At 55.7% G+C, this 26,166-nt stretch carries 27 protein-coding genes; 19 read left to right on the top strand and 8 right to left on the bottom strand.

From position 1 onward, the window contains the following. The first annotated feature begins 52 nt into the window (after positions 1–52). Both FOC35_RS12510 and FOC35_RS12515 read left to right on the top strand, forming a co-directional pair. A complete protein-coding gene (locus FOC35_RS12510; RefSeq protein WP_016538072.1) occupies positions 53–622 on the top strand; it encodes a TetR/AcrR family transcriptional regulator in 570 nt (189 codons plus the stop codon). 25 nt (positions 623–647) lie between these two features. Then, positions 648–1,331: an NAD-dependent epimerase/dehydratase family protein gene (locus FOC35_RS12515; protein WP_172569054.1), complete on the top strand. Its 684-nt coding sequence runs from the start codon at positions 648–650 to the stop codon at positions 1,329–1,331. Here the strand turns inward: FOC35_RS12515 and FOC35_RS12520 are convergent, their stop codons facing one another. Then, positions 1,332–2,528 (bottom strand): TCR/Tet family MFS transporter, encoded by a 1,197-nt coding sequence (locus FOC35_RS12520; RefSeq protein WP_172569055.1) that lies wholly within the window; start codon positions 2,526–2,528, stop codon positions 1,332–1,334. Positions 2,529–2,594: 66 nt separating this feature from the next. On the opposite strand from FOC35_RS12520, the gene FOC35_RS12525 reads away from it, so the two are divergent. Further along, positions 2,595–3,218, top strand: coding sequence for a TetR/AcrR family transcriptional regulator (locus FOC35_RS12525; protein WP_172569056.1), 624 nt, complete (start codon positions 2,595–2,597; stop codon positions 3,216–3,218). Positions 3,219–3,239: 21 nt separating this feature from the next. Here the strand turns inward: FOC35_RS12525 and FOC35_RS12530 are convergent, their stop codons facing one another. Further along, positions 3,240–3,998 carry a helix-turn-helix domain-containing protein gene (locus FOC35_RS12530; RefSeq protein WP_016538068.1) on the bottom strand — a complete coding sequence of 253 codons (759 nt, stop codon included), beginning with the start codon at positions 3,996–3,998 and terminating at the stop codon, positions 3,240–3,242. Between the two features lie 111 nt (positions 3,999–4,109). Between FOC35_RS12530 and FOC35_RS12535 the strand changes: the two genes are divergently transcribed. From FOC35_RS12535 to FOC35_RS12550, 4 genes are all read left to right on the top strand, one after another. Further along, a complete protein-coding gene (locus tag FOC35_RS12535; protein WP_172570362.1) occupies positions 4,110–5,219 on the top strand; it encodes a multidrug effflux MFS transporter in 1,110 nt (369 codons plus the stop codon). Positions 5,220–5,243: 24 nt separating this feature from the next. Further along, complete coding sequence (locus FOC35_RS12540) at positions 5,244–5,471, top strand: hypothetical protein (protein ID WP_216845763.1); 228 nt, start codon at positions 5,244–5,246, stop codon at positions 5,469–5,471. An 85-nt stretch (positions 5,472–5,556) separates the two neighbouring features. Then, positions 5,557–6,249 (top strand): aspartate/glutamate racemase, encoded by a 693-nt coding sequence (locus FOC35_RS12545; protein WP_172569057.1) that lies wholly within the window; start codon positions 5,557–5,559, stop codon positions 6,247–6,249. A 209-nt stretch (positions 6,250–6,458) separates the two neighbouring features. After that, positions 6,459–7,622 carry an MFS transporter gene (locus FOC35_RS12550; RefSeq protein WP_172569058.1) on the top strand — a complete coding sequence of 388 codons (1,164 nt, stop codon included), beginning with the start codon at positions 6,459–6,461 and terminating at the stop codon, positions 7,620–7,622. A gap of 4 nt (positions 7,623–7,626) precedes the next feature. Here the strand turns inward: FOC35_RS12550 and FOC35_RS12555 are convergent, their stop codons facing one another. Next, on the bottom strand, positions 7,627–8,550 hold the full coding sequence (locus FOC35_RS12555) for a LysR family transcriptional regulator (protein WP_016538061.1): 924 nt from the start codon (positions 8,548–8,550) through the stop codon (positions 7,627–7,629). A gap of 132 nt (positions 8,551–8,682) precedes the next feature. Here FOC35_RS12555 and lysA point away from each other — a divergent pair, with 132 nt between their 5' ends. Beyond that, positions 8,683–9,945, top strand: a complete 1,263-nt coding sequence (lysA, locus tag FOC35_RS12560) for a diaminopimelate decarboxylase (RefSeq protein ID WP_016538060.1) — start codon at positions 8,683–8,685, stop codon at positions 9,943–9,945. On the opposite strand, the gene FOC35_RS12565 is transcribed toward lysA, so the two are convergent. Further along, positions 9,937–10,968, bottom strand: a complete 1,032-nt coding sequence (locus FOC35_RS12565; protein WP_016538059.1) for a LacI family DNA-binding transcriptional regulator — start codon at positions 10,966–10,968, stop codon at positions 9,937–9,939. The genes lysA and FOC35_RS12565 overlap by 9 nt on opposite strands. 150 nt (positions 10,969–11,118) lie before the next feature. On the opposite strand from FOC35_RS12565, the gene FOC35_RS12570 reads away from it, so the two are divergent. Next, on the top strand, positions 11,119–11,586 hold the full coding sequence (locus tag FOC35_RS12570; protein WP_172569059.1) for a GNAT family N-acetyltransferase: 468 nt from the start codon (positions 11,119–11,121) through the stop codon (positions 11,584–11,586). Here FOC35_RS12570 and galR read toward each other — a convergent pair. Next, positions 11,569–12,576 carry an HTH-type transcriptional regulator GalR gene (galR, locus tag FOC35_RS12575; RefSeq protein WP_016538057.1) on the bottom strand — a complete coding sequence of 336 codons (1,008 nt, stop codon included), beginning with the start codon at positions 12,574–12,576 and terminating at the stop codon, positions 11,569–11,571. The two genes, FOC35_RS12570 and galR, sit on opposite strands and share 18 nt — an antisense overlap. Before the next feature lie 660 nt (positions 12,577–13,236). Here galR and aas point away from each other — a divergent pair. Then, positions 13,237–15,396, top strand: coding sequence for a bifunctional acyl-ACP--phospholipid O-acyltransferase/long-chain-fatty-acid--ACP ligase (gene aas / locus FOC35_RS12580; RefSeq protein ID WP_172569060.1), 2,160 nt, complete (start codon positions 13,237–13,239; stop codon positions 15,394–15,396). Next, complete coding sequence (gene lplT, locus FOC35_RS12585; protein ID WP_172569061.1) at positions 15,389–16,588, top strand: lysophospholipid transporter LplT; 1,200 nt, start codon at positions 15,389–15,391, stop codon at positions 16,586–16,588. The genes aas and lplT overlap by 8 nt, the downstream gene beginning before the upstream one ends. Before the next feature lie 40 nt (positions 16,589–16,628). Here the strand turns inward: lplT and FOC35_RS12590 are convergent, their stop codons facing one another. From FOC35_RS12590 to mutH, 3 genes are all read right to left on the bottom strand, one after another. After that, positions 16,629–17,672 (bottom strand): NADP(H)-dependent aldo-keto reductase, encoded by a 1,044-nt coding sequence (locus FOC35_RS12590; RefSeq protein ID WP_172569062.1) that lies wholly within the window; start codon positions 17,670–17,672, stop codon positions 16,629–16,631. A 143-nt stretch (positions 17,673–17,815) separates the two neighbouring features. Further along, positions 17,816–18,034 carry a YgdI/YgdR family lipoprotein gene (locus tag FOC35_RS12595; RefSeq protein WP_008458470.1) on the bottom strand — a complete coding sequence of 73 codons (219 nt, stop codon included), beginning with the start codon at positions 18,032–18,034 and terminating at the stop codon, positions 17,816–17,818. Between the two features lie 154 nt (positions 18,035–18,188). Beyond that, on the bottom strand, positions 18,189–18,875 hold the full coding sequence (mutH, locus tag FOC35_RS12600) for a DNA mismatch repair endonuclease MutH (protein WP_172569063.1): 687 nt from the start codon (positions 18,873–18,875) through the stop codon (positions 18,189–18,191). Between the two features lie 686 nt (positions 18,876–19,561). Between mutH and rppH the strand changes: the two genes are divergently transcribed. The 8 genes from rppH (at position 19,562) to FOC35_RS12645 (ending at position 26,162) form a co-directional block, all read left to right on the top strand. Next, on the top strand, positions 19,562–20,092 hold the full coding sequence (gene rppH, locus FOC35_RS12610) for an RNA pyrophosphohydrolase (RefSeq protein WP_016538051.1): 531 nt from the start codon (positions 19,562–19,564) through the stop codon (positions 20,090–20,092). Positions 20,093–20,104: 12 nt separating this feature from the next. Continuing rightward, the gene (gene ptsP / locus FOC35_RS12615; RefSeq protein ID WP_172569064.1) at positions 20,105–22,351 is read left to right on the top strand and encodes a phosphoenolpyruvate--protein phosphotransferase; all 2,247 of its coding nucleotides are present in this window, start codon (positions 20,105–20,107) and stop codon (positions 22,349–22,351) included. Positions 22,352–22,524: 173 nt separating this feature from the next. Next, the gene (gene lgt, locus FOC35_RS12620; RefSeq protein WP_016538049.1) at positions 22,525–23,397 is read left to right on the top strand and encodes a prolipoprotein diacylglyceryl transferase; all 873 of its coding nucleotides are present in this window, start codon (positions 22,525–22,527) and stop codon (positions 23,395–23,397) included. A gap of 6 nt (positions 23,398–23,403) precedes the next feature. Continuing rightward, complete coding sequence (gene thyA / locus FOC35_RS12625; protein WP_016538048.1) at positions 23,404–24,198, top strand: thymidylate synthase; 795 nt, start codon at positions 23,404–23,406, stop codon at positions 24,196–24,198. Between the two features lie 185 nt (positions 24,199–24,383). Further along, a complete protein-coding gene (locus FOC35_RS12630; protein WP_172569065.1) occupies positions 24,384–24,854 on the top strand; it encodes a prepilin peptidase-dependent protein in 471 nt (156 codons plus the stop codon). Further along, positions 24,848–25,408 (top strand): prepilin peptidase-dependent protein, encoded by a 561-nt coding sequence (locus FOC35_RS12635; RefSeq protein ID WP_016538046.1) that lies wholly within the window; start codon positions 24,848–24,850, stop codon positions 25,406–25,408. The genes FOC35_RS12630 and FOC35_RS12635 overlap by 7 nt, the downstream gene beginning before the upstream one ends. Continuing rightward, positions 25,405–25,839, top strand: a complete 435-nt coding sequence (locus FOC35_RS12640) for a DUF2509 family protein (RefSeq protein ID WP_172569066.1) — start codon at positions 25,405–25,407, stop codon at positions 25,837–25,839. Before FOC35_RS12635 ends, FOC35_RS12640 begins: the two co-directional genes overlap by 4 nt. After that, entirely contained in the window at positions 25,821–26,162 is a 342-nt protein-coding gene (locus FOC35_RS12645) for a prepilin-type N-terminal cleavage/methylation domain-containing protein (RefSeq protein WP_172569067.1), read from the top strand. The genes FOC35_RS12640 and FOC35_RS12645 overlap by 19 nt, the downstream gene beginning before the upstream one ends. Positions 26,163–26,166 lie beyond the last annotated feature (4 nt).

Consider the following 26,166-nt stretch of genomic DNA (forward strand, 5'->3'; position numbering starts at 1 on the left):
CTAAATCTATTACACTGTGCTCACTGAATTTACCGGCCCCGGAGGCGTAATAATGGCAAGACCACTAAGCCCGCAAAAACATGCGGCACTTCTTGAAGCGGCGGTGCAGACGGTTGCCGAAAGTGGTTTATCGGCCACGACGGCCAGCATTGCTAAACGTGCCGGTGTGGCGGTAGGAACGCTGTTTACCTACTTTCCGACCAAAGAGCAGCTGCTTAATGAAGTGTATTTGATGCTGAAGCAGGATATGTCCGACCTGCTGGTCGCCGGTTACCCGAAGGATGCCGAATTTCGCACTCAGATATTGCATATCTGGCGGGGCTACACCGAATGGTCGCTGAGAAATCCTGAAGGGAAGCGGGTATTAAGGTTGTTGACGGTGTCAGAGCTGCTAACGCCGGAAACCATCGCCAGCACGCCGGAGGCGCTAAACCAGGCGGATAAAATGTTTGATAACGCAATTAAGCAGTCGCTGTTCGTCACCGACAGCAAAGCGTTTATCTACGCCGTTATCCAGAATATTTCCGATGCTACCAGCGAGCAAATTGCAAAACACCCAGCGGATAAAGAAGCGCTGCTGGAACTGGGCTTTGGAATGATGTGGCGTGCTATTTCTGCCTGACTCTACTTTTTAACAGGTACTGCTGATGAAAATTGTGATTGTTGGTTCTGGCGGCATGGTCGGGCAGGGCGTGCTGCGGGCAAGCCTGGCGGCGAAAGACGTTAGCGAGATTATTTTGCTGGTCAGGAACGAGCCTGAAGGCGTTGCTGACCCGCGTGTGCGCCATATCGTAAATAAAGATCTGCTGACCTTTGATGCATCAGACCCGCTGTTCAGCGACGTTGACGGCTGCTTCTTCTGCGCCGGGATCAGCTCATCCGGCGTCAGCGAAGAGGTTTATCGCCGGGTCACTTACGATATGACGCTGCGCGTTGCGGAACAGCTCAAGGCCAGCAGCCCGCAGATGAAGTTTATTTATGTATCCGGCGCGGGGGCTGACGCCAGCGGCAAGAGTTCACAGATGTGGGCTCGGGTGCGCGGCGAAGTGGAAAATAAGCTACAGGCGTTGTTTCCCGGCAATGTCGCCATTTTCCGCCCGGCGTTCATTCTGCCGACGCCGGATGTCCAGTCCCGCACTCCGGCTTATCGGCTGTTATATACCGTCATCGCACCGATAATGCGCCTTATCAGCGCGGTTACCGGCAAGCGCTTTTTATCCATTATCGACATCGGCAACGCGATGCTGAACATTACGCGCTACGGGACCGATAAAGTCATTATGAGCAAGCCGGATATCGTGACCTGCGCCGACAAACACAGCGCGACCTGACTACAGGCGCTGCGGCTGCTCCCCCTGCCTGCTTCTGGTGCCGAGCAGCACCAGCGGCACCGCGACGGCGTACACCGCAATCACTGATAACCAGATAGCGCCGGGCCACTGCTTTTGCACCACAAAGTAGAAGCTGGAAAAGCCCAGCGGAGCAATTATCGACGCCAGGCTAACCGACGACGCGAGAATGCCCTGTAGTTGCCCCTGGCTGCCGGAATCTACCTTGCGGGTAGCTAAAGCCTGTAGCGCCGGGGTGCCTACTCCGCCGAGGGCAAACAGCGGCATAATCAAAAACACCAGCCAGCCTTGCTGAGTAAAAGCCAGCATCGCCAGCGCCGCGCAGGAGCTGGCAATCCCGAACAGCACCGCACCCCGCTCGCCCAGCACCCGGGTTACCGGGCCGGGAAGTAGCGCCTGGGTCAGCGTCTGGCAAATGCCGTAAGCCCCCAGCGAAAGCCCAATCCACAGGCCGTTCCAGCCGAAAGTATCAAATCCCCATAGCGCCCAGCAGGTGCCGTAGACCTCGCCGGTGGCGCTTAAAATGAAAAATACCAGCGCAATCGGGATAAGCCCCTTCATGGCGAAAATTTTACGCAGCGGCAGCAGCGGGTTGAGCGTGGCCAGCCTGAAAGGCTGGCGTTCCGGCTGGCGTGATTCCGGCAGCATAAATAGCGCCATCAGCAGATTGCAGCCGTTGAGGACGGCGGCGGCGATAAACGGCAGGCGTACCCAGTAATCCCCAAGCAGCCCACCCAGCACCGGGCCGATAATAAAGCCCGCGCCAAACATAGCGTTAAACAGCCCGAAACGGCGAGCGCGTTTATCCTCCGGGGTAACATCGGTGATATACGCCATCGCGACCGAAACGTTGGCGCTGGTTAACCCGGCTATGGCGCGGCCGAGCAGCAGCATCCACAGCTGAGGGGCAAAGGCCATAATCAGATAGTTAATGGCCGCACCTGCCAGCGAAATCAGCAGCACCGGGCGGCGACCATAATTGTCGCTTAATGCACCCAGCAAAGGGGCAAAGACAAACTGCATCAGCGCATAAAGCGCGGTCATGATGCCTATCCAGTGGGCAATGTCCTGACTCTGCGTGACCTGTTCCAGCAGCCTGGGAAGGATAGGAAACACCAGACCGATACCAACGGCATCAAGGCAGATGGCAGAGAAAATAACCACAAGGGCTTTGTTCATGGTTTACCTGTACTGAGTACCAATATATACTCGGTATATAATTATCCATCAGCAAGGATTCTGTCAATGTCATCCGATCGTCGAACGCTTAATCGCCTGGCCACCCGGCAAAGAATCTCTAACGTTGCCACCCGGCTGTTTCTGGAAAAGGGTTTTGAGCAGGTGACGATTGATGAAATTGCCGCCGAGGCCGGCGTGGGGCGTATGACGGTGTTTAACCATTTTCCGCGTAAAGAAGACATGTTTTTTGACCGCGAAGAAGAGGGGCTGGAGATGCTGCGTAGCGCGCTTAGCCTGCGGGATACGGGCATTGGCCCGGTTGAAGCATTGCGCCGTTTTGCCCATCAACTGGTGGAGCAGGGCAGCCCGCTGGTTGCTTTCTCGGTGGCGGGCCAGGGGTTTGTTTCCACCATCGAAAATAGCGAAGCGCTGAAGGCGCGTGCCAGAGCAATCCGCGATGAATTCACTCAGGCGCTTGCGTGCGAGCTGGCTGGGGGAGATTTCCAGAATCCAGAGACCCAGCTTGCAGCCTCTCTGCTGCTGGCTACGTGGAGCGCAGCGCTTATCCAGGCTCATCGCCACTTCAGTAAAAACCAGGATAATGCCGCTGCGGCGAGCGTATTTCTGAACTTGATTGATAGAGGCTCTGCGGGCGTGCTGGCGGCAATGAGCGGCACTGCGTATGGCTAAGTTGTTGGCAGTGGCTTTGTATCACAGCATGCCCGGCGTTTGCCCGGTCAGGCTGCGGTAGAAGTAGATAAAGGCGCTGTCGCTTGAGAAGCCCAGCGCTCCGGCTACGGCGGATATCCGCTCCCCGCTTGCCAACATTTCAACCGCTTTCATCAGCCGCCACTGCTGGCGCCATTGTTGATAAGACAGGCCGGTTTCGCGGCGAAAAATACGGCCGATGGTTCGCTCGCTTGCGCCAGTCACGGCGGCAAGTTCGTGCAACTGCGGTGGCAGCTCATCGCCGCTGAGATGGCGCAGCCGTTTATCCTGCACGAAGCGAAGGGTCATCGGCTCTTCTCGGGCGGCCTCGAGCTCGGCGACACAAAGTGCTGCCATGTGCTGAGCGGCTCCCTGCTCCCAGTTTGTTTCCCAGGGGCTGGCTGACATTCTCTCCAGCAGTTCGTGAAGCAGCGGCGTAGCGTTGAGCACGATTGCTGCGGCGGGAAGCGTGGGGTAGCGCTCCGGGTCAAACCAGATGGAGCGGTAGGCCACGCTATTTTTCATTTCAGCGCGGTGGCTCACGCCGCCGGGAAGCCAGGCAACTTTACCGGGCGGCAGCAAAGACAGCACCTGGCCTTCATGTATCGTCAGCTTTACGCAGCCTTCACGGGTGAACAGCAACTGGCCCATACGGTGCCGGTGCAGGCCGGAGTCATGGTTACCCAGCTCGGCTTGTACGCCAATGACGCTTTGATTCAGCTCGTCAGGGTTAAATTCGGCGTCGGCGTTCAGCCAGCTCATAATGTCCGATTTCCGCTATAAAATGTCCGGATGTTTATAATGTTCCATTTCGGGTTTGCCTACAATAGCGCCTCTTTTTCAGGAGGACTGAGGGTGAAAACACATCCCGGAATGGCGCTGTTGACCGCGCTGCTGATGTTTCCACAAATTGTGGAAACCCTTTATAGCCCGGCTTTAACCGATATCGCCCGGCACTTTTCCGTAACCGCTCAGGACGCAGCCTGGACGCTCTCGCTCTATTTTGTTGGCTTTGCCGCAGGCGTGCTGTTCTGGGGGCGAGTCAGTGATTTACTCGGACGTAAACCGGCGCTGCTACTGGGGCTGCTTTGCTACGCGGCTGGTGCGGTGGCCGCATTATTGACCTCGCATTTTTCACTGCTACTTGCGGCCCGAATGCTGGCCGCTTTTGGGGCGGCAACCGGCTCCGTGGTGACCCAAACCGTGCTGCGCGACCGCTACAGCGGCCCGGATCTGGCGCGGATCTTCTCGTTTATGGGCATCGCGCTGGCGGTAAGCCCGGCGCTTGGTATGTGGCTTGGCGGGCTGATTGTCTCTTTTGGCGGATATCAGGCCGTGTTTTACTCGCTCGCCGGGCTGGCCGCTGCTTTGCTGCTCTGGTGCGCATGGCGGCTGGACGAAACCCGGCCTGAACAGCATCAATGTCCGGCTTTGGGGCAGGTTTCAGGCCGCATGCTGCGGGATATCAAAATCTGGAGGGCAACCGGGCTGGTGGCGTTCTTTAATATTGGGCTGTTCAGCTACTACAGCCAGGCGCCGTTTTTGTTCCAGCAGTTTGGCCTGAAGCCGGCCACATTCGGGCTGACGGGCGTAGTGCTGGCGTTGGGTTCTCTTGCTGGAGCGCGGCTAAATCATCGGCTGATAAAGCATGGGATCGCGGCCAGAATGCTGCTGCTGGCGGCCAGTATCTGCGGTCTTGCGGGAAGTGCGGGCGTTTATTTCCTGGAGCACAGTATTTGGTTTCTTGCGCCGATGTTTATGGTGATGGTGGCGTTTTCAATGGCTATTCCGGTGGTGCTAGGCACCGCGCTAAGCGAGTACGGAGACTGCCGTGGAACAGCCGGGGCGCTATTTGGCTTCGCCTACTATTTGCTGATTGGCATTGGGCTGCTGGTTTCGGGCTGCTATCAACAACTCGGCGTCACGCTGGTGCTCAGCGCTGTGGGGATCTGCGTTATCGGGCGTGGCTATCTGCGGAAATAACAAACCCTCTCCGTACTGGATCGAATGATGATCCGCAATGAACTGCGCGACGGGCTGCTGGTGCCCCTGGCTGAACTGGAACTGCAAAGCGGCAACGGCTACTGGCTGGAGATCCCGCAGGGCAAAAGAGACTTGCCGAGGGTGGGTTATTTTCGCGACTGGCTACAGGCCGAGATTGAGCGCTCCTGGGGTGAGGAGAGGCAAGTTGTACGGGGGATAGAGGCGTTACCAGGCGTCGTGGCCGTTGGTTAACGACTCTTACTGCTCTCCATCCGGAGGCTTTTTTATTGCCCGGAACCGGGGTATAACCGGAGGTTAAACGAAAAAAGGGGCGACGATGAAAACCATTGGATTACTGGGCGGAATGAGCTGGGAATCGACGATCCCTTATTACCGCTTAATTAATGAAGGGATCAAACAGCGGCTCGGCGGCCTGCATTCGGCCAAAATCGTGCTGCGCAGCGTGGATTTTCATGAAATAGAGGCCTGCCAGTCCGCAGGCGAGTGGGATAAAGCCGGCGAGATGCTGGCGGATGCCGCGCTGGGACTGCAAAAAGCGGGAGCCGAGGGCATCGTTCTTTGTACCAACACGATGCATAAAGTCGCCGGGCAAATAGAAGCCCGCTGCTCGCTGCCTTTCCTGCATATAGCCGATGCGACCGGGCGTGCGATTGCCGCTCAGGGCGCGAGCCGGGTTGCGCTGCTGGGTACGCGCTACACCATGGAGCAGGATTTTTATCGCGGTCGCCTGGAAGAGCAGTTCGCCATTCGTTCGATTATCCCGAATGAGGCTCAGCGCCAGCGCATCAACCAGATTATCTTTGACGAACTGTGCCTCGGCGTTATCAACCCGGAGTCAAAAAGCTACTACCAGCAGGTGATTGGCGAGCTTCAGGCGCAGGGGGCAGAGGGCGTTATTTTTGGCTGCACCGAGATTGGGCTGCTGCTCGGTCAGCAGGACTGCCCGCTGCCGGTGTTTGATACCGCCGCCATTCACGCTGCCGATGCAGTTCGCTTTATGTGCGCCTAAGTTTGATGGCTTTATTTTATCTATCAATGTATTAAGCAAGGCAACGACTTTACCCTCACGCCACGCCGGGTCATGCCCGGCGACTTCTGTGTTATAAATTTGTTATGCAGCGCACACTATTTTAAAAAGCTGCACCTCTGAAATCCTCATTTTCAGGCGGCCGCCGGGCGCGGCCAGCCGTCCATCATTTTGCTACCGGGAGTAATACAATGCCTGTTTCCTTGCTGGCGCTGGCGATGAGTGCGTTCGCCATCGGCACGACGGAGTTCGTGATCATGGGGCTGTTGCCCGAAGTGGCGGGAGATCTTCATATATCGATTCCTTCTGCCGGATGGCTAATCAGCGGCTACGCGCTGGGCGTCGCCATCGGGGCGCCGATTATGGCGCTGCTTACCGCTCGCCTGCCGCGCAAGATGTCGCTGGTTTTGCTGATGGTGATTTTTATCATCGGGAATTTGCTGTGTGCCATCGCGCTTAATTATCAGTTCCTGATGCTGGCGCGGGTCATTACCGCTTTGTGTCACGGCGCCTTCTTCGGTATTGGTGCTGTTGTGGCGGCAGGCCTGGTTCCCGCCGGGCGCAAGGCTTCTGCGGTTGCACTGATGTTCACTGGCCTGACGCTGGCAAACGTGCTGGGCGTGCCGATTGGCACATGGTTCGGCCAGCTTTACGGTTGGCGGGCAACCTTCTGGGGCGTGGCGGTTATCGGCGTGATTGCGTTTATCGCGCTTATCGTCAGCCTGCCGTCGCAGAAAGACGAAGCTCCGGCCGATTTGAAAAGTGAAATCAAAGCGCTGGGCAACGGCAAGCTGTGGCTCTCTCTGTCCATGACGGTATTTTTTGCCGCCGCGATGTTCGCCCTGTTTAGCTACGTTGCGCCTCTGCTGCTGCAAATCACCGGCATTACGCCTGAGGGCGTTAGCTGGACGCTGTTCCTGATTGGCGCTGGCCTGACGGTGGGCAACATTCTTGGCGGAAGGCTGGCGGACTGGCGCGTGTCGGTTAGCCTTATCCTGAGCTTTAGCCTGATTGCCGTGTTCTCTCTGCTGTTCCGCTGGACCAGCCACGGTGCCTGGCTGGCTGAGATTACGCTGTTCCTGTGGGCGATGGCGGCTTTCTCTCTGGTTCCCGCGCTGCAAATCAACGTTGTGCTGCACGGGAAAGAGGCGCCAAACCTTGTCTCGACGCTAAATATCGCGGCCTTTAACGTCGGTAATGCGCTGGGGGCATGGGTTGGCGGCACGGTAATTGAGCGTGGTTACGGCCTGACGGCGGTGCCGGTTGCCGCAGCTGCGCTGGCGGTTATCGGGCTGGTTATCTGCCTGATTAATTTTAGCGGCGGCACCGGGCATCCGCAGCCGGTTACCGAATAGTCTATTACGTGTTTAGCAGGGCGTTCAGCGGGTCACTGTACAGATGCATACTGCTCTGCAGATGCTCGCTGAACGCGCTCACCAGCGCAGAGGCAGGGCGGTGCAGCGGCCGAATCAGGCTGACGGTAAAAGGCACCGCTACGCTAAACCGGCGCACAACCACTCCTCGCCCGTGATAATCCAGCGCGGTAAGCGGGTTGACGATAGAAACGCCTGCCCCCGCCTGAACCATTGCGCATACGGAAGCCGCGCTGTGGGTTTCAACGACCATTCTTCGTTTAACGTCATGTTCCTGAAATAGCGAGTCCAGCAGCTGCCGGTAGCTGTCGGTGCGTGACAGGCTGATGTAATTTTCCCCCGCAAAATCCTGAGGCGTAAGCTCTGGCTTTCCCGCGAGCCCGTGTCCGGCAGGCAGGACGCAGACTTCATTTAGCGTCAGCAGCGTCTGGCGTTCGGTGCCTGCGGGCGTGGAGATGTTTTCCGTCAGCCCGAGATCGTGACGCTGGGCGGAGAGCCACTCTTCGAGCAGCGGCGACTCCTGCGGAACAATGTTCAGGCTAAGATCCGGGTAGCGGGCAAGGAACGGCTGCAAAAGTCGCGGCAGGAAGGACTGCGAGAAGACCGGCAGGCAGGCGATGGACAGCTCGCCCTGGCGAAACTCGCGCAGGCTTTCCGCCGCGCTGACTATCCTGTCCAGCCCGTACCATGAACGCTGAACCTCCTCAAATAGCCGCAGCCCCTGAACCGTAGGGTAGAGGCGGCCCCGGCTGCGTTCAAACAGCTGTAGCCCAATCAACTTTTCAAAGCGCGCCAGCTCCCGGCTGACGGTTGGCTGCGAGGTATGCAGCAACCCGGCGGCCTCGGTGAGGTTGCCGGTGGTCATCACGGCGTGAAAAATCTCTATCTGGCGCAGGTTGATGGCTGGCATGTCTGTTCACCGTTACGTTGAATGTTTGTCTGCATCCATATCATATTTGAATAGACTAGAGAGAAAACGATATTTTTTATCCTTTCTGGAGTATGGCGTAATAATCAAAATGATTTTTACCCGGAGTTCGCCATGCCACGCTCGCTTACCGACACCACCACCGCGCTAAACGCGCAAAATCTGCTGACTTTACCAGCCGAATTCGGCTGCCCGGTTTGGGTTTATGATGCCGACATCATCCGCCAGCAGATTGCCCAGCTGCGCCAGTTCGATGTGATTCGTTTCGCCCAGAAGGCGTGCTCGAATATTCATATTCTGAAGCTGATGCGCGAGCAGGGCGTGAAGGTGGATTCTGTGTCGCAGGGTGAGATTGAGCGTGCTCTGGCGGCGGGGTACAAGCCGCTGGAAAATCCGGACGATATCGTATTCACGGCAGACGTTATTGATAACGCCACGCTGGCGCTGGTGGCTGAGCAGAAAATTCCGGTTAACATTGGCTCGGTGGATATGCTTCACCAGTTGGGTGAAGTCTCTCCGGGGCACCGCGTCTGGCTGCGTATTAACCCGGGCTTTGGTCACGGGCATAGTCAAAAAACCAATACCGGCGGCGAGAACAGCAAGCACGGTATCTGGCTGAGTGATATGCCGCAGGCGCTGGAGGCTATGCAGCGCTATGGCATCCATCTGGTTGGCATTCATATGCACATTGGCTCGGGCGTGGATTACGCTCACCTGGAGCAGGTGTGCGGTGCGATGGTACAGCAGGTTATCGACTTCGGTCAGGATCTGGAGGCGATTTCCGCCGGTGGCGGCCTGTCTATTCCTTACCGTGAGGGGGAAGAGACTATTAATACCGACCACTATTACGGGCTGTGGAACGCCGCGCGCGAGAAGATTGCCGCTCACCTGGGTCACCCGGTGAAACTGGAAATTGAACCAGGGCGTTTCCTGGTGGCAGAGGCCGGCGTGCTGGTCGCTCAGGTAAGGGCGGTGAAGGATATGGGTTCTCGCCACTTCGTGCTGATCGATGCCGGTTTTAACGATCTGATGCGCCCTTCAATGTACGGCAGCTATCACCATATTTCTGCCATTGCGGGGGATGGCCGCGAGCTGGCTTCGCTGCCGCCGCTGGAGACCGTGGTGGCCGGGCCGCTGTGCGAGTCCGGTGATGTATTTACCCAGCAGGAAGGCGGCAAGGTTGAAACTCGCCTGCTGCCGCCGGTGAAAACCGGGGACTATCTGGTGCTGCACGACACCGGCGCTTACGGGGCTTCTATGTCGTCAAACTACAATAGTCGCCCGCTGCTGCCGGAAGTGCTGTTTGATAACGGCAGCGCACGCCTGATTCGCCGCCGCCAGACTATTCAGGAACTGCTGGCCCTCGAACTACTTTGACACCTTTCTTCCGGCCTCAAACCAGGGGCCGGGAGCCACGGAATCCCGTAATACCAGGGTCCCGACAAACGGCGGGATCGGCTCCAGCGGCTCTCCGCTCGCCAGCTTAATGGCCTGATCGATAGCGGTAATTATCATGTTATCAATAGGCAAATAGACCGAGGAGAGCGCAGGTTCCAGCCACTGCGCGCTTGGCGCATCGTCGAAACCAAATAGCGAAATATCCTGCGGAATGCGGATCCCCGCCTGGTGCAGGGCCTTGGATGCACCCAGCGCCATATCGTCGTTGCAGGAAAACAGAGCGCTAAAGGTGACGCCGCTTGCCAGCAGCTCCTGACAAAGGTGGTGCCCCTCAGTCATGCTGGAGTCGCCGTATTTCACCCGCCCTTCATCCCACGCAATGCCATGTTTTTGCAGCGCTTTACGGTAGCCCATAAGCCGTGCTTTGCCTGTCGGCGTGGAAATAGGTACTGTAATGCAGGCTATTTCCCGATGCCCCTGCTGGATGAGGTATTCGGTCGCCTGAAACGCGGCATCCTGCTGCTCGAAGAAGACGCAGCGCTCCCGCGCCAGGGTCACGTCCCGGTTGATGACTACCAGCGGAACCTGAATGGCGTTCATCAGCGACATAAGCGCCCGCTCGCTCATAAAGCGGGTATACAGCACGATGGCGTCGCAGTGCCGGTCCGCCAGCATTTGCACGGCGTCCAGCTCTTTCTCAGGCGTGTCGTGGCCGTCGGTGACTATTAGCTGTTTACCGTAAAATTCGGTGCGGCGCGAGGCCTGCTGGAGCAGGCGGCCGAAGTAAAAACCGTCAAAAGTGGAGACTACCAGCCCGATGCTGTTACTGCTGCGGTTTGCCAGCGAGCGCGCCAGAAAGTTAGGCTTATAGCCCAGCTCTTCCATAGCCTTAAATACCTGTTCGCGGGTACTTGCTTTAACCTGTCCGGTGCCGTTTAACACGCGAGATACCGTCGCTTTGGAAACCCCTGCGCGTAACGAGACATCTAACATTGTTACCATTGTTTCCTTCCCGATCTGGACGCTGTCGCGATTGGGCAGCAGTTTATCACAGGTGCCTGATGCGCAATCGGCGTTGCCGTTTCGCCGTGCAAATTGTCGTACCAGATCACGCTTTCTAAATTTGATGAGAATTTTTAAGAGGATGTCGTTGTGAAAATCGTTCCGTTATACCAGGCCCCTCAGCACGCTGAACAGGTTACCGACTGGCTGTGGCAGCCGTTCGGTAGCGAAGACAGCCACGACTTTTTTTCTTCTATTGTCGCCAGCAGCCAGCGTGAAGGTGAAATGCCTCTGACCTTTGTCGCGCTGGAGGAGGAGAAGCTTTTAGGTTCCGTTGGCCTGTGGCGTTGCGATCTGATTAGCCGTCAGGATCTCTGGCCGTGGCTGGCTGCGTTATATGTAGATGAAGAGCAGCGTGGGCGGGGACTGGGTGAGCGGCTCCAGCGCCATGTTGTAGAGTATGCCAGCAGCCTTGGTTTTGAGTCTTTGTATCTCTATTCTGCCTGTAAGGCCTATTATGAGCGCTTTGGCTGGCAGTATATTGGCGACGGGCTGGATTACCCTGCCCGGCCGGTTCATCTTTATCAGCTTAAGCTACCGTTATCTCTCTCCCGGTGAGACGACCGAATGGCGACGTACCAGGGTAGGGCTAAACATGTTGGTAATTTCCGGCGCGGCCAGGTTATCCGCCAGCGCCAGCGCCAGCTCTGCTGCCTGAGTTGCCATGGTGACTATCGGGTAGCGAACGGTGGTCAAACGCGGACGAACGTAGCGCGAAATCAGAATATCATCGAAGCCAATCAGGGAAATTTCGCCGGGAACGTCAATTCCGTTGTCGCTCAGCACGCCCATTGCGCCCGCGGCCATTGAGTCGTTGTAGCAGGCCACGGCGGTAAAGTTTTTGCCTCGGCCCAGAAGCTCGGTCAGCGCCTGTTCGCCGCCGCTTTCGTCCGGCTCGCCGAAGGTCACCAGACGCTCGTTGAGTGGGATATCGTGCTCACGAAGCGCATCGTAATAGCCCTGTAACCTGTCGTCTGCGTCAGAAATCTGGTGGTTTGAACAGAGATAGCCGATTTTAGTATGGCCCTGTTGAATCAGATGGCGGGTGGCAAGCCAGGCACCGTAGCGGTCATCAAGCGCTACACAGCGCTGTTCGAAACCCGGTAGGGTTCGGTTGATTAATACCATGCCCGGGATCTGCTTCATTAAGCCGGCCAGTTCGTCATCAGGCAGTTTTTTTGCATGTACCACCAGAGCCGCACAGCGGTGGCGAATCAGCTGTTCAATCGCCTGGCGTTCTTTTTGCTCGCTGTGGTAGCCGTTGCCGATAAGCAGGAAATTCCCGGTGCGGTAGGCAACCTGCTCGACGGCCTTAACCATCGCGCCGAAGAACGGGTCAGAGACGTCACCCACGACCAGGCCCATGGTTTCCGTGGTTTGCTGGGCAAGCGCCCGGGCGTTTGCGTTGGGATGGTAGTTTAACGATTCCATCGCGCTGTTAACCGCCAGCCTGGATGCCTCGCTGGCTTTAGGGGAGTTGTTAATCACGCGGGATACCGTGGCGACAGACACACCAGCAAGCCGAGCCACATCCTTAATTGTCGCCATCAATAACCTTCCTGTAAGGGGTAATCGTTTACACAGCGTTTAGTGTTGCGGAAAACCCTTGCCACTGCAAGGCGGCATCTGCTGCATACTTCGCAAAGTTAAGCAAAATCAACGCGAAGCGGTGTAACCGTTACACGGCCTTGCTGTTTCCGTAGCCTGGCCTGGCATGTCACGGATTTTTAAACGTTTCTGACCAAATCTTTGCTTACATTTTGCAGTCTGCTGTTGCGATTTCCACATGGCGGAAGTGAATGTGCCGCTGCTACATTTGTCATCCCAGAGGTATTGATAGGTGAAGTCAGCGACTAATGCTGATCCTATGAATTACACCAACCTGCGCGGATGCGCAGGTTTTTTTTTGCCTGAATCCCGCCGCCTGTAACAAGAACTGAGAATTTAAACACCTGGTTGCACTTGGGTTCATTCCCTTGCTTTTTGCCGCTGGTTTCCTCATCGGTGGCGCGAGACAATTCAGATCCCAGAGGTATTGATTGGTGAGAATTCCTGGTACTCTGCTGAGTACAATTCTTTTGCACCAACCTGCGCAGATGCGCAGGTTTTTTTTTGCTTTTTTTTGAGCCACTTCCCGCACTTCCCGCAACTGGTGTACTCTGCGTCTCTACACTTAACTCTTGCCGACCCACGACAAAGAGAATTGCTATGCTTTTTGTTTTTTTCCGTGCGCTATTCCGAATTCTGTTCCGTGTCACCCTGTCCGGGGATACTAAAGCCCTGGCCCTGCAACGCGTGCTTATTGTTCCGAACCATGTGTCGTTTCTCGATGGGATTCTGGTGGCACTATTCTTGCCGGTTCGACCGGTATTTGCGGTCTATTCGTCAATAAGCCAGCAATGGTATATGCGCTGGCTCAAACCGCTGATTGATTTTGTTCCGCTGGACCCGACCAAGCCGATGTCGATTAAACATCTGGTACGGCTGGTAGAGCAGGGGCGGCCGGTGGTCATCTTCCCGGAAGGGCGCATTAGCGTTACCGGCTCGCTGATGAAAATCTACGACGGGGCTGGGTTTGTGGCGGCGAAGGCCAATGCCACTATAGTGCCTCTGCGCATTGATGGCGCCGAGCTGACCTTCTTCAGCCGGTTGAAGGGCCTGGTAAAACAGCGACTGTTCCCGCGCATTAGCCTGCATCTGTTACCGCCGACCTCGATTCCGATGCCGGAAGCGCCCCGCGCTCGTGACCGGCGTAAAATGGCCGGGGAAATGCTGCATCAGATTATGATGGAGGCGCGTATGGCGGTGCGCCCGCGTGAGACGCTGTTTGAGGCGCTGCTGGCGGCGAAAGATCGCTACGGTTCACGTAAAAACTGCATCGAAGATATTAATTTCAAGCCTGATACTTATCGCTCTTTGTTGACCAAAACGCTGTTTGTTGGCCGTATTCTTGATAAATACAGCGAGCAGGGTGAAGCCATCGGCCTGATGCTGCCGAACGCAGCCATCAGCGCGGCGGTTATTTTTGGTGCGTCGTCCCGCGGGCGAGTCCCGGCGATGATGAACTACACGGCTGGCGTCAAAGGGCTGACCAGCGCGATTACCGCCGCTCAAATCAAAACCGTGTTTACCTCGCGCCAGTTCCTGGAGAAGGGCAAACTGCTGCATCTGCCTGAGCAGCTTACTCAGGTGCGCTGGGTCTATCTTGAGGATTTAAAATCTACGGTCACGGCCAAGGACAAACTGTGGATTTTTGCCCACTTACTTGCTCCGCAGCTCGCCCAAGTGAAACAGCAGCCGGAAGATGCCGCTATGGTGCTGTTTACCTCCGGCTCTGAAGGTAACCCGAAGGGTGTTGTTCACAGCCATAAAAGTCTGCTGGCCAACGTCGAGCAAATTCGCACTATCGCCGACTTTACCGCGGACGACCGCTTTATGTCCGCGCTGCCGCTGTTCCACTCTTTCGGCCTGACGGTTGGCCTGCTGACGCCGCTGCTGACCGGCGCGGAAGTCTTCCTCTACCCAAGCCCGCTGCACTACCGGGTCGTGCCGGAACTTATTTACGACCGCAACTGCACCGTAGTATTCGGCACTTCCACTTTCCTTGGGAATTATGGCCGCTTTGCCAATCCTTATGATTTCTTCCGCCTGCGCTACGTGGTGGCCGGGGCTGAAAAACTCCAGGAAAGCACCAGGCAGCTGTGGCAGGACAAATTCGGCCTGCGCATCCTCGAAGGTTATGGCGTGACCGAGTGCGCTCCTGTGGTTTCCATAAACGTCCCAATGGCGGCAAAACCGGGAACCGTCGGGCGGGTTTTACCTGCAATGGACGCCCGTCTGCTGGCGGTGCCGGGCATTGAACAGGGCGGCAGGCTGCAACTCAAAGGCCCGAACATCATGAACGGCTACCTGCGCGTTGAAAATCCCGGCGTTCTTGAGCTACCGGAGGCAGAAAACGCCGCGGGCGAGATGGAAAAAGGCTGGTATGACACCGGCGATATAGTGACTTTTGATGAGCAGGGTTTCTGCGTGATCCAGGGGCGAGCAAAACGCTTTGCCAAGATTGCCGGAGAAATGGTGTCGCTGGAAATGGTTGAGCAGGTGGCCATCTCTATCTCCCCGGACAAGCTACATGCCACGGTAATTAAACATGATGCGGCGAAAGGCGAGGCGCTGGTCTTGTTCACCACCGACAGCGAACTGAACCGCGAAAAACTGTTACGTTATGCGCGCGAGCACGGCGTGCCGGAGCTGGCTGTACCGCGCGATATTCGCTATCTCAAACAGCTGCCGGTGCTCGGCAGTGGTAAACCAGATTTTGTTACCCTCAAGGCACAAATAGACGAAGCGGAGAAAGCCCATGTCTGAACAGGCTAACGGCAGCGGTTCGCTATGGTCACGCGGCATGCTGGCGGTGACCGCGGCGCAGTTTTTATCTGCGTTTGGTGATAATGCCCTGCTGTTTGCCACCCTCGCGGTGCTCAAGCAGCAATTTTATCCCGACTGGAGCCAGCCGGTGCTGCAAATGGTCTTCGTTGGTGCCTATATTCTCTTTGCCCCGTTTGTGGGCCAGGTTGCCGACAGCTTTGCCAAAGGGCGCGTCATGATGATGGCTAACAGCCTGAAGCTGATTGGCGCGTTGGTGATTGCTTTTGGGCTTAATCCGTTTGTTGGTTATATGCTGGTGGGCGTTGGTGCCGCGGCATATTCACCGGCTAAGTACGGTATTCTTGGCGAGCTGACAACCGGTGACCGTCTGGTCAAAGCGAATGGGCTGATGGAATCATCGACTATTGCTGCCATCTTACTGGGCTCGGTTGCCGGCGGCGTGCTGGCGGACTGGAGCCTGCTTGCGGCGCTTATTGTCTGTGCTCTGGTTTACGCTGCGGCGGTTATCGCAAACCTGTTTATTCCCAAACTGGCTCCGGCACGGCCCGGACAGTCATGGCGTTTCAGGCCGATGACGCAAAGCTTCTTTGCCGCCTGCCGCGTTCTGTGGCGCAGCGGTGAAACTCGATTCTCGCTGGTTGGTACCAGCCTGTTCTGGGGAGCTGGCGTTACGCTACGCTTCCTGCTGGTGCTGTGGGTTCCCATCGCGCTGGGGATCGCTGATAACGCCACGCCAACTTATCTTAATGCGATGGTTGCGGTTGGGATTGTTATCGGCGCGGGCGCAGCGGCTAAACTGGTTACTCTTGAAACGGTCGCCCGCTGTATGCCTGCCGGGATATTGATTGGCGTCGGAGTCGCTATTTTTGCCTTCCAGCACGCTCTGCTGCCGTCTTATGCCCTGCTTATGCTGATCGGTATTCTTGGCGGGTTCTTTGTCGTGCCTCTTAATGCGCTGCTGCAGGATCGCGGCAAGCACACCGTCGGCGCGGGAAATGCCATCGCGGTTCAGAATCTTGGAGAGAACACGGCAATGCTGCTGATGCTTGGCTTGTTCTCGCTGGCGGTGAAAACCGGGGCACCAATCGTCGGCGTAGGTATCGGCTTCGGCGTGGTGTTTGCGCTGGCGATTAGCGCCCTGTGGCTGTGGCAGATTAAGCAGAAAAGTTAAAAAAATGGCCCCCTGGGTTATCCCGGGGGCCACCATTCCTTTACGGTGCCGGGTAGGTATAAACGCGGTGCACCGCCTCAATTTCCTCAATAACCTCTTCGCTTAAGGTCAGGTTCAGGCTTTCAAGGTTGGTTTTTAGCTGCTCCATCGTTGTGGCACCCAGCAAGGTGCTGGCAACGAACGGCTGGCGGCGGACAAAGGCCAGTGCCATTTGCGACGGGTCCAGGTTATGACGTTTGGCGATTTCGACGTAGGCGGCAACGGCTTTTTGTGACTGTTCGCCGCTGTAGCGGGTAAAACGGCTGAATAAAGTATTACGCGCTCCGGCCGGTTGTGCGCCGTTAAGGTATTTGCCCGAGAGCACGCCAAACGCAAGGCAGGAGTACGCAAGCAGCTCGACACCTTCGTGCTGGCTCACTTCAGATAAACCAACCTCGAAGCTGCGGTTCAGCAGGCTATACGGATTCTGAATGGTAACGATACGCGGCAGGTCGTGTTTTTCGGCAAGCTGCAAATAGCGCATTACCCCCCAGGCCGTTTCATTCGAGACGCCAATATAGCGAATTTTCCCGGCACGCTGGCATTCCGTCAGCGCTTCAAGGGTTTCCAGCAGCGTTACCGGCAGCGAAGTCGTGTCGCTCCAGGTGTAGCCTAGCTTGCCGAAGGTATTGGTTGGGCGCTGCGGCCAGTGTACCTGATACAGATCGAGGTAGTCGGTTTGCAGGCGCTTCAGGCTGGCATCCAGCGCTTCACGAATGTTTTTACGGTCGAGGATCTGATTTGGACGGATACCTGCATCATTATTACGCGTTGGGCCGGTTACCTTAGAGGCAATAACCAGCTTCTCACGGTTACCGCGAGCCTTCAGCCAGCTACCCACGTAGCTTTCTGTTAACCCCTGAGTTTCCGGGCGCGGCGGTACCGGATACATTTCTGCGACGTCAATCAGGTTTACGCCCTGGCTTACGGCGTAGTCGAGCTGCTGGTGGGCGTCGGCTTCGCTGCTTTGCTCACCAAAGGTCATGGTTCCCAAGCCCAGCGTGCTGATTTCAAGTGAACTGTGGGGAATACGGTGATAATGCATAGCTGGATTCCTGGTGTTCTTTTGACTACGTCAGGCTTAGCTACCCGACAAAAAGGCCTATAAACATGGCAGAGGCGGAGGGAAAGCGAAAGAGGGGAGAAAAGAAAAGTCGTCAGGCCAGCCGGCGGGCTGACCCTGATAAATTAGCGTTCGATAATTTGGGAAACGTCGTTACGGTTGATCTGCATTTCGTTGCCCTGCTGATCGCGATAGCTTACCAGCCCGGTATCTTCATCGACCTTAGGTTTTCCTTCGGTCAAAATCATTCGTCCATCTTTGGTTGCCATTACGTAGTCACTGCTGCAGCCTGAAACGGCGAAGGCAAGGCCAATGGCGGAAATTGCTACTGCCCATTTAGTCATCATTATTTTCCTCGTCAGGAAGGATCCAGTTAATAAGCTTAGTAATAACCTGATGAATGGGGGAATAAAAGAGGCAAATTCTTAATGGGGGAAAGTTAATGTAACATTCCCCTGCCTGCGCTGACAGAAACATGGATTCGTTATGCCGCTGGCATTAGAGCGAAAAGTGGCGCGCCAGAAGCGCTGCGGTGAAGTTTTTCTTTAGATAAAAACCGCGGGGTAAGGTGAGTATCGGCGAACCGTCGGCGCCTATTGCCTCCGTCAAAGCCTTGCTGTTAGCCGCTTTAGGGCGGAGTTGAAGTACCTCTCCGTGGCGAGCGGTAATGCGCTCAACCTGCCCCAGCACTATCAAATCCATCAGCTCTTCCCAGTCAAGCTGGAGCTGCCGTTCTTCTTCCTCTGAAGGACTCCAGAGCAGCGGTGAGCCAACGTGGCGCTCGGCAAGCGGGATCTGTCTATCGCCTTCGACCGGGATCCACAGCACACGTTTCAGCTTGTGGCGAACATGGCTGGTTTCCCACACGACACCGCTATTGCCGGTCAGCGGAGCTACGCAGACAAAGGTGGTTTCCAGCGGGCGACCTTGACTATCTACAGGAATGGTTTTTAGCTCAATACCGAGTGCTGCAAAGTCTTGTTCAGGCTTGCTTCCGGCGCTGGCACCCAGCCATTGTTCCAGCAAAATTCCAATCCAGCCTTTATCGCGCTTCAGGTTTTCAGGGGCCTTCAGCCCGGCCAGCGCGGCCAGTTCACCCAGAGTATAACCCGCGACCAGACTCGCCTGCCGGAGCAGGTCTGTTTCACTTTTTGGGGGCGAGGTTAAAGGTCGTATTGGTTGCATAACTCGTTGATGTTTTGTGGTTAAAAAATGAACGCTATTTACTCACAGCGAACGGTTAGTTTAACCGTCTGAGGATAAGAATAACAATCTAATGATTTATAATGGTTTTTTTTAGACTTTGGCTGCACAGTGAAGCGGGGAAAAAAGCTTTTCCAATTCTGGTCACTGACAATGAACAGGATCTTACACCATGTTATCCACAGAAAAATGGGATAACTGGGAATAAGCGTCACTACTGGTTCCATTTACAGCCTTGACGAGGCGGGAAAATACAATTTATCGGCGATTTGTGACTAACTTGTTTGCATAATCTGTGGATAAAAACGACATTGCTCGATCTTTCATCAGTCGACGATCCTTGTATGTGATGATCGTCACATTATGAAGCTTTTATGTCATTTTTTCTCTGTTATCGTTATGATATATAATGTGTTTTTAAAATTATCAGATTGCTCCTGTTTTTACTTGTCCCAAGTTGTCCCGATGTAATTCGGTAGTTCTTCACAGTTATATCCACAGAAAAAGTGAATAAAGCCGAGGGTTTTCACCGTCCCTGTTTATAACCCGGCACTCTTTTGTGAGTTATTCAAATGTTATTCCACGCAAACGCCGCCAATAGAGTGGTTTACCGCCTGACACTTGTATGAAACAATCGCTGTAATCTAAGTTTGTTTTGAGGTAGTCCGGTGATCGATGATGATGGCTACCGCCCCAACGTTGGGATCGTAATATGTAATCGGCAGGGACAGGTAATGTGGGCCCGGCGTTTCGGTCAACATTCCTGGCAATTTCCTCAGGGGGGCATCAATCCTGGCGAGTCAGCTGAACAGGCAATGTACCGGGAGCTTTTCGAAGAAGTCGGTTTACAGAGAAAAGATGTTCGCATTCTTGCCTCGACCCGAAACTGGTTGCGTTACAAATTACCTAAACGTTTGGTGCGTTGGGACACAAAGCCGGTTTGTATCGGCCAGAAACAAAAATGGTTTCTTTTGCAGTTGCTGGGCAGCGACACCGAGATCAATATGCAAACCAGCAGCACGCCGGAGTTCGACGGCTGGCGCTGGGTAAGCTACTGGTACCCGGTTCGCCAGGTTGTTTCATTTAAGCGTGATGTTTATCGCCGCGTAATGAAAGAGTTTGCCAGCGTGGTTATGCCGCTGCAGGAAGTTACGCCACCACGTAATAACTCGCCGGCCTGGCGACGTAAAAGAGGTTAAGTCACGCGAAAAATGCTCACCCGTCTGCGAGAAATAGTCGAAAAGGTTGCCAGCGCCCCGCGCCTCAATGAGGCGCTGGATATTCTGGTTACCGACATCTGCCTTGCGATGGATACCGAGGTTTGCTCGGTTTATCTCGCCGATCATGAGCGCCGCTGCTTTTATTTAATGGCAACGCGTGGGTTAAAAAAACCACGCGGCCGCACGGTTACGCTTGCCTTCGATGAAGGCATCGTCGGCCTTGTCGGGCGGCTTGCGGAACCTATTAACCTTGCCGATGCGCAAAAACACCCCAGCTTTAAATACGTTCCTGCGGTAAAAGAGGAGCGCTTCCGGGCCTTCCTTGGGGTGCCTATCATCCAGCGGCGTCAGTTGCTTGGCGTGCTGGTAGTGCAGCAGCGTGAGCACCGGCAGTATGATGAAAGCGAAGAGTCTTTCCTTGTTACGCTGGCCACGCAAATGGCCGCTATTTTATCTCAATCTCAGTTAACTGCTCTGTTCGGCCAATATCGCCAGACCCGCATTCGCGCGCTGCCTGCTTCGCCGGGCGTAGCCATTGCCGAAGGCTGGATGGATACGACGCTGCCGCTGATGGAGCAGGTCTTTGAGGCTTCAACGCTGGATACCGCGCTGGAGCGTGAGCGTCTTACCGCCGCGCTGGAAGAAGCCTCCGGTGAATTCCGGCGCTACAGCAAGCGCTTTGCCGCCGGTGCTCAGAAAGAGACGGCGGCAATCTTTGATCTCTACTCGCACCTGCTGACCGATGCCCGACTGCGTCGCGAACTGTTTGCCGAAGTTGATAAAGGCTCGGTGGCGGAATGGGCGGTTAAAACGGTTGTCGAAAAATTTGCCGAACAATTTGCCAGCCTCTCTGATAGCTATCTGAAAGAGCGGGCAGGCGACCTGAAAGCCCTCGGGCAGCGTCTGCTGTTCCACCTCGATGACACAATTCAAAGCCCGAATACCTGGCCCGAGCGCTTCGTGCTGGTTGCCGATGAGCTTTCCGCTACCACGCTTGCGGAACTGCCGCAGAACCGCCTTGCGGGCGTGGTGGTTCGTGATGGTGCGGCAAACTCCCACGCCGCTATTATGGTTCGTGCGCTCGGCATCCCAACGGTTATGGGGGCGGACATTCAGCCTTCGGTGCTGCATCGCCGCATGCTGGTGGTCGACGGTTACCGCGGCGAGCTGCTGGTTGACCCCGAGCAGGTGCTGTTGCAGGAATACCAGCGCCTGGTCAGCGAAGAAAACGAGCTTAGCCGCCTGGCGGAAGACGATGTTGACCAGCCCGCTGCGCTGAAAAGCGGAGAGCGCGTTCAGGTTATGCTTAACGCGGGCCTCAGCCCGGAGCATGAAGAGCAGCTTGGCAGCCGTGTCGACGGCATTGGCCTCTACCGCACAGAAATTCCGTTTATGCTGCAAAGCGGCTTCCCGTCTGAAGAGGAGCAGGTTGCGCAGTATCAGGGCATGCTGCAAATGTTTAACGACAAGCCCGTCACCCTGCGTACGCTGGATGTTGGCGCCGATAAGCAGCTGCCGTATATGCCGATAAGTGAAGAAAACCCCTGCCTCGGCTGGCGTGGGATCCGCATTACGCTCGATCAGCCGGAGATCTTCCTGATCCAGGTCCGTGCGATGCTGCGCGCTAACGCCGCTACCGGCAATCTCAGCATCCTGCTGCCGATGATCACCAGCATCGATGAAATAGACGATGCACGTAGATTGATCGATCGTGCCGGACGCGAAGTCGAAGAAGAGCTGGGCTACCCGCTTCCACAACTTCGGCTTGGCGTAATGGTTGAGGTACCTTCGATGGTGTTTATGCTGGGGCACCTGGCAGGGCGCATCGATTTTATTTCCGTAGGAACCAACGATCTTACTCAGTATCTGCTGGCGGTGGATCGAAATAACACCCGCGTGGCGAGCCTTTACGACAGCCTGCACCCGGCCATGTTAAGAACCCTGAGCCTGATTGCCAGCGAGGCGGAACGCTACAATATCGACCTCTGTCTGTGCGGTGAAATGGCCGGAGACCCGATGTGCGTCGCGCTTCTGGTTGGCATGGGCTATCGCCACCTGTCGATGAACGGCCGCTCCGTTGCCCGCATTAAGTATCTGCTACGCCACATCCAACTGGAAGAAGCGCAGCACCTGGCACAGCGCAGCCTGGAGGCGCAAATGGCTACCGAGGTGCGCCACCAGGTGGCGGCGTTTATGGAGCGACGCGGAATGGGCGGCTTGATCCGCGGTGGTCGCTAAGTCATATCAATGTCCCGCCGCAACCGGGACATTACACATCTTTTACAACTTCCATAATCAATCAGTCCGGTCGTTTGTGCTATGATCCGCTGCTTTCGGAGCGCATCGATAGCGGTGCGTATTTGCAACCCACCTCTCTTTTTTGGTGGGGTAACAATGGCTTGTGGTGACAGATGAATAGTGGCTATCTGCATTTCCCTGAATTTGACCCGGTGCTTTTCTCCATCGGGCCGGTTTCCCTGCACTGGTACGGACTTATGTACCTGGTCGGGTTCGTGTTCGCCATGTGGCTGGCCGGGCGTCGCGCCAGCCGTCCTGGCAGCGGCTGGACTAAAAATGAAGTAGAAAACCTGCTGTATGCTGGTTTCCTCGGCGTGTTCCTTGGCGGCCGTCTTGGCTATGTGTTTTTCTACAACCTACCGGTGTTCCTTGCCGATCCGCTGTATCTTTTCAAGGTCTGGGACGGAGGAATGTCCTTCCACGGCGGCCTGATCGGCGTTATCTGCGTAATGATTTGGTTTGCACGCCGCACTAAGCGCACCTTCTTCCAGGTCTCAGACTTTATTGCTCCGCTGATTCCCTTCGGACTCGGTGCCGGTCGTCTCGGTAACTTTATCAACGGCGAACTGTGGGGGCGTGTCGATCCAAACTTCCGCTTCGCAATGCTGTTCCCAGGTTCCCGCAGCGAGGATGTCGGCCTGCTGGCAACCCACCCGGAATGGCAGTCTCTGTTCAACACTTACGGCGTGCTGCCGCGCCATCCGTCACAGCTGTATGAGCTGGCGCTGGAAGGTATTGTGCTGTTCATCATTCTGAACCTCTATATTCGCAAGCCGCGCCCTATGGGGTCGGTATCTGGCCTGTTCCTGATTGGGTATGGCGCGTTTCGCATCATCGTTGAGTTCTTCCGCCAGCCGGATGCTCAGTTTACCGGTACCTGGGTGCAGTACATCAGCATGGGGCAGATCCTGTCGATTCCGATGATTGTTGCCGGTGTTATTATGATGGTTTGGGCTTACCGCCGTCCGCAGCAGCAACTTTCGTGAGGTGACATGAAACAGTATCTTGATTTGATGAAAAAAGTGCTCGAAGAGGGCACGCCAAAAGATGACCGTACCGGAACCGGCACGCTGTCGATTTTTGGGCATCAAATGCGCTTTAACCTGCAGGAAGGCTTCCCACTGGTTACCACTAAAAAATGTCACCTGCGTTCTATCATTCATGAGCTTCTGTGGTTCCTGAACGGCGATACCAATATCGCTTATCTGAAAGAGAACAAAGTCACCATCTGGGACGAGTGGGCTGATGAAAACGGCGATCTTGGTCCGGTGTATGGCAAGCAGTGGCGTTCATGGGCCGCGCCTGATGGCCGCTATATCGATCAGCTGACTACGGTGCTAAACCAGCTGAAAAACGACCCTGATTCACGCCGTATTATTGTTTCGGCCTGGAACGTGGGCGAGCTGGATAAGATGGCTCTTGCGCCTTGCCATGCTTTCTTCCAGTTCTACGTTGCCGACGGCAAGCTCTCCTGCCAGCTTTATCAACGCTCCTGCGATATCTTCCTTGGGCTGCCGTTTAACATCGCCAGCTATGCGCTGCTGGTGCATATGATGGCCCAGCAGTGCAATCTGGAAGTGGGTGATTTTGTCTGGACCGGGGGGGACACTCACCTGTACAGCAACCACCTTGAGCAGACTCGCCTACAGCTGACGCGCGAGCCGCGCGCTCTGCCTAAGCTCATTATCAAGCGCAAACCAGAGTCTCTGTTTGACTATCGGTTTGAAGACTTCGAAATCGAAGGCTACGATCCGCATCCTGCAATTAAAGCCCCAGTGGCCATATAACAGGCTGAAAGCGTGACAGAACCGGTGCCCTTGTGCGCCGGTTTTTTTTATCCTGGTTTCTATTCTTCGAGGAGCACTCCAGCTGCTGTGAACGTTTGTGCAACCGCGCAAATATTTTCCGAGGCCTGTCGTAGCCTCGTGTTTTTCCACTGGTAGATTTATCCCCCGCCGCCAAACTCACTCCCATGAACAGAACTCAAAGTGGTTTTAGCCTGGTTGAAATGATGGTGGTGATGGCAATCATTGCCGTACTGAGCGCCGGAGGCTTTCACGGCTGGCAGCAGTGGCAACAGCGCCAGCGCCTGTGGCAAACCGCGCAGCAGCTGCGGCATTTTCTTGCCCACTTACGTAATGACGCAAATTGGCATAACCGAACTCATCTTTTAAAGCTGGAGCAGAATGGCGAAAACTGGATCCTGACGAGCAGTCAGCATTTGGCGGGCCGGGCTGAGGGGGACGCACGGCTGCAATTTTCGCCTGAATTTAAAGGTATCTCTGTTGAAGATATCAGCGGTGGCCTGGGCTTTTATGGGGTGCGTAATACCGCATGGCCGGGCCATATTGTGCTGAAGAGCCCGGCGGGAAAATGGAAAGTGACCTTATCGGTTTGGGGGCGAACCCGCCTGTGTGAGGTTGCAGAGAGCAAGCTATGTTAAGCGCTCAGCGGGGTTTTACGTTGCTGGAAACGCTGATTGCTATGGCACTGAGTAGCGTGGTGTTACTTGGTGCATCCCGATTGTTTCCCGTTTTACAGATGGAAATCATGCGTGAGTATCAATATGTCGCGAAGCAGGAGGCAATGTGGCAACTGGCATTTAGCGTTGGTAAAAACCTGCGGCGTGCGGGCTATTGCCGGGGAGTTTGCCAGGGGGAAGGTTTGAGAATACTCAACGGCGGGAGCTGTGTGCTGGTGCAATGGGACGCCAACGGTAATGGGAAATGGGATGTTTCCCCGGAAGGCCAGAGCGAACTAACCGGGTACCGGTTGCGTAACGAGAGCCTGGAAACCCAGAAGGGGGCGAAGAGCTGCGAGGGAAATGGGTGGGAGAAAATGTCTGACCCGGAACTGATGAGTTTGCAGCATTTTTCCGTAACCCGGCAGAACCGTAAAGAGGCGAAGCCTTTGCTAAGCCTCAGGCTGGCCGCCAGCCTGGGTAACCGTAGCCGAATCAGTGAAATAAACTATATCGTTAGCGGAGAGAATTTATGAATTATCGGCAAGAGCAGGGGAGCAGCTCTCTGTTAATGGTACTGATGTTGTTTGCTTTGGGATCCCTGATGCTTGATGGCTTATCGCGCCAGCTCAGGGCGCAGCGTTTTGAGATTGCCGGTGAGGTTCAGTTTATTAAAAATGATACTGCCGCAAGGTCAGCGCTGGCATGGGGAGAAAGGCAAAACTGGCCGCAGCAGAGCACCTGGCAGTGCCTGAGCGAGCAAAGTCATGCCTGGCGTGCGTGCCTCTATCAAACGGAAAAGGGTGAGGCCCTGCTTGCAGCGGCAGGTGCCGGAAGCAGCCAGGCTTTACCCCTCACGCTATGGCGGTGGGGCATGTTGCAAGAAGGTAAGCTGGTGGCTTCGGCACACGGCTGGCTGGATTTTTGCCCGCTGATGGATAAAGACTTATGCGACCTGCCGCGCTAGCGCATCGTGAAAGGGGGTTCAGCCTGCCGGAAGTTTTGTGCGCGCTGGCGCTTTTTGCCATTGTAGTGACGGCGCTGCTGGGCTATCACCGGGTATTGCAGCAGGGGTTTATCAGCCAGTGGCAGGTCAGGCAGATGTGGAGGCTGGCCCGCGAGCAAATCGAGCCGGAGGCACCACCGCTGCAGATGCCCTGGAAAGTGAGGCAGCAGCAGACATCTTCGTTGGGATGTGTCAGCATCGGCGTTACAGTAACAGGCCCACAGGGCAGAACCGCAGAGCTTTCCAGACTGGATTGCCCGCGGCCAGAACAACGTCAGGAGTAGCGAT

It is taken from the genome of Cedecea sp. FDAARGOS_727 (assembly GCF_012273235.1).
In the GTDB taxonomy this organism is placed as follows: Bacteria; Pseudomonadota; Gammaproteobacteria; order Enterobacterales; family Enterobacteriaceae; genus Cedecea; species Cedecea davisae.

What these genes read in the sequence shown, in the direction of transcription:
- FOC35_RS12510 (WP_016538072.1), top strand. Translation starts at nt 53, where the DNA reads ATGGCAAGACCACTAAGCCCGCAAAAACATGCGGCACTTCTTGAAGCG.
- FOC35_RS12515 (WP_172569054.1), top strand. Translation starts at nt 648, where the DNA reads ATGAAAATTGTGATTGTTGGTTCTGGCGGCATGGTCGGGCAGGGCGTG.
- FOC35_RS12520 (WP_172569055.1), bottom strand. Translation starts at nt 2,528, where the DNA reads ATGAACAAAGCCCTTGTGGTTATTTTCTCTGCCATCTGCCTTGATGCC.
- FOC35_RS12525 (WP_172569056.1), top strand. Translation starts at nt 2,595, where the DNA reads ATGTCATCCGATCGTCGAACGCTTAATCGCCTGGCCACCCGGCAAAGA.
- FOC35_RS12530 (WP_016538068.1), bottom strand. Translation starts at nt 3,998, where the DNA reads ATGAGCTGGCTGAACGCCGACGCCGAATTTAACCCTGACGAGCTGAAT.
- FOC35_RS12535 (WP_172570362.1), top strand. Translation starts at nt 4,110, where the DNA reads ATGGCGCTGTTGACCGCGCTGCTGATGTTTCCACAAATTGTGGAAACC.
- FOC35_RS12540 (WP_216845763.1), top strand. Translation starts at nt 5,244, where the DNA reads ATGATGATCCGCAATGAACTGCGCGACGGGCTGCTGGTGCCCCTGGCT.
- FOC35_RS12545 (WP_172569057.1), top strand. Translation starts at nt 5,557, where the DNA reads ATGAAAACCATTGGATTACTGGGCGGAATGAGCTGGGAATCGACGATC.
- FOC35_RS12550 (WP_172569058.1), top strand. Translation starts at nt 6,459, where the DNA reads ATGCCTGTTTCCTTGCTGGCGCTGGCGATGAGTGCGTTCGCCATCGGC.
- FOC35_RS12555 (WP_016538061.1), bottom strand. Translation starts at nt 8,550, where the DNA reads ATGCCAGCCATCAACCTGCGCCAGATAGAGATTTTTCACGCCGTGATG.
- lysA (WP_016538060.1), top strand. Translation starts at nt 8,683, where the DNA reads ATGCCACGCTCGCTTACCGACACCACCACCGCGCTAAACGCGCAAAAT.
- FOC35_RS12565 (WP_016538059.1), bottom strand. Translation starts at nt 10,968, where the DNA reads ATGGTAACAATGTTAGATGTCTCGTTACGCGCAGGGGTTTCCAAAGCG.
- galR (WP_016538057.1), bottom strand. Translation starts at nt 12,576, where the DNA reads ATGGCGACAATTAAGGATGTGGCTCGGCTTGCTGGTGTGTCTGTCGCC.
- aas (WP_172569060.1), top strand. Translation starts at nt 13,237, where the DNA reads ATGCTTTTTGTTTTTTTCCGTGCGCTATTCCGAATTCTGTTCCGTGTC.
- lplT (WP_172569061.1), top strand. Translation starts at nt 15,389, where the DNA reads ATGTCTGAACAGGCTAACGGCAGCGGTTCGCTATGGTCACGCGGCATG.
- FOC35_RS12590 (WP_172569062.1), bottom strand. Translation starts at nt 17,672, where the DNA reads ATGCATTATCACCGTATTCCCCACAGTTCACTTGAAATCAGCACGCTG.
- FOC35_RS12595 (WP_008458470.1), bottom strand. Translation starts at nt 18,034, where the DNA reads ATGACTAAATGGGCAGTAGCAATTTCCGCCATTGGCCTTGCCTTCGCC.
- mutH (WP_172569063.1), bottom strand. Translation starts at nt 18,875, where the DNA reads ATGCAACCAATACGACCTTTAACCTCGCCCCCAAAAAGTGAAACAGAC.
- ptsP (WP_172569064.1), top strand. Translation starts at nt 20,105, where the DNA reads ATGCTCACCCGTCTGCGAGAAATAGTCGAAAAGGTTGCCAGCGCCCCG.
- lgt (WP_016538049.1), top strand. Translation starts at nt 22,525, where the DNA reads ATGAATAGTGGCTATCTGCATTTCCCTGAATTTGACCCGGTGCTTTTC.
- thyA (WP_016538048.1), top strand. Translation starts at nt 23,404, where the DNA reads ATGAAACAGTATCTTGATTTGATGAAAAAAGTGCTCGAAGAGGGCACG.
- FOC35_RS12630 (WP_172569065.1), top strand. Translation starts at nt 24,384, where the DNA reads ATGAACAGAACTCAAAGTGGTTTTAGCCTGGTTGAAATGATGGTGGTG.
- FOC35_RS12635 (WP_016538046.1), top strand. Translation starts at nt 24,848, where the DNA reads ATGTTAAGCGCTCAGCGGGGTTTTACGTTGCTGGAAACGCTGATTGCT.
- FOC35_RS12640 (WP_172569066.1), top strand. Translation starts at nt 25,405, where the DNA reads ATGAATTATCGGCAAGAGCAGGGGAGCAGCTCTCTGTTAATGGTACTG.
- FOC35_RS12645 (WP_172569067.1), top strand. Translation starts at nt 25,821, where the DNA reads ATGCGACCTGCCGCGCTAGCGCATCGTGAAAGGGGGTTCAGCCTGCCG.